Raw genomic sequence first — 831 nt, 5'->3', positions numbered from 1 at the left:
GGTATAAATTTATTGCTGTCTCCTATATTATAACCTTCTTTTTGTATAGATTTTAAAGCTCCCAAAGCCATAGCATCATTATTAGAGAAAATAAACTCAATATTATTCTCATGTTTTTTTATCCAAGCGTCCATTAAAGTTTGTGCCTGAAGTATATCCCAATTAGCATTATTCATCTCTARCTCTTCTAATACAATACCATTTTCTTCTAATATAGCCTTAACTCTCTCTGTTCTTCCTTCAGCATCTGGGTGTCCTTCTTCACCTTTAAGCAAAACATACTGCAATTTGCCGTCTTTGTTTTTATCCAAAGAAGGATTTGAAAGCCAAGCATTTAATACTATATTTCCTTGCATATCGCCAGATTCAACACTTCTAGTACCAACATACCAAACCTTATCATAACTCAATAAATCATCTTTTTTTGGCTCTTTATTAAAAAATATTACAGGAATGTTTGAAGGTTTTACTTTTTCTATAACCAAATTAGCAGCTAAAGGATCAACTAAATTAATAGCAAGAGCATCAACATTTCTCTGTATAGCAGCCTCTATTTGGTCATATTGCTTAACTTGGTCATTCTCAGCATCAGTCATAGTAAACTTCACATTATCACTCTTTWWGAATGTTTCAATATTCCTTCTCATAAAAGAAATAAAACTATCATCATATCTATATATTGCCACAGCAACATCTATTGACTTATCATTAGACTCATTAACCTTCTTTGATGAACAACTAGACAAAATAGATAAAAATAATAGCAATGAAAAAATAAATTTGTTCATAAAATTACTCCTATTTGTAAAAATATTATTTATAAATTTCAAT

1 protein-coding gene is annotated in these 831 nt (G+C 29.5%); it reads right to left on the bottom strand.

Going from position 1 to position 831, the window contains the following annotated elements; all coding sequences use genetic code 11:
• The coding region (locus GQX97_RS12780; RefSeq protein WP_157152256.1) for a galactose ABC transporter substrate-binding protein at window positions 1-788 on the bottom strand (788 nt) is incomplete at its 3' end.
• Between the last annotated feature and the right edge of the window lie 43 nt (window positions 789-831).

The organism is Brachyspira sp. SAP_772 (assembly GCF_009755885.1).
Lineage (GTDB): Bacteria > Spirochaetota > Brachyspiria > Brachyspirales > Brachyspiraceae > Brachyspira.
This window is presented reverse-complemented; position numbering and strand designations above follow the sequence as displayed.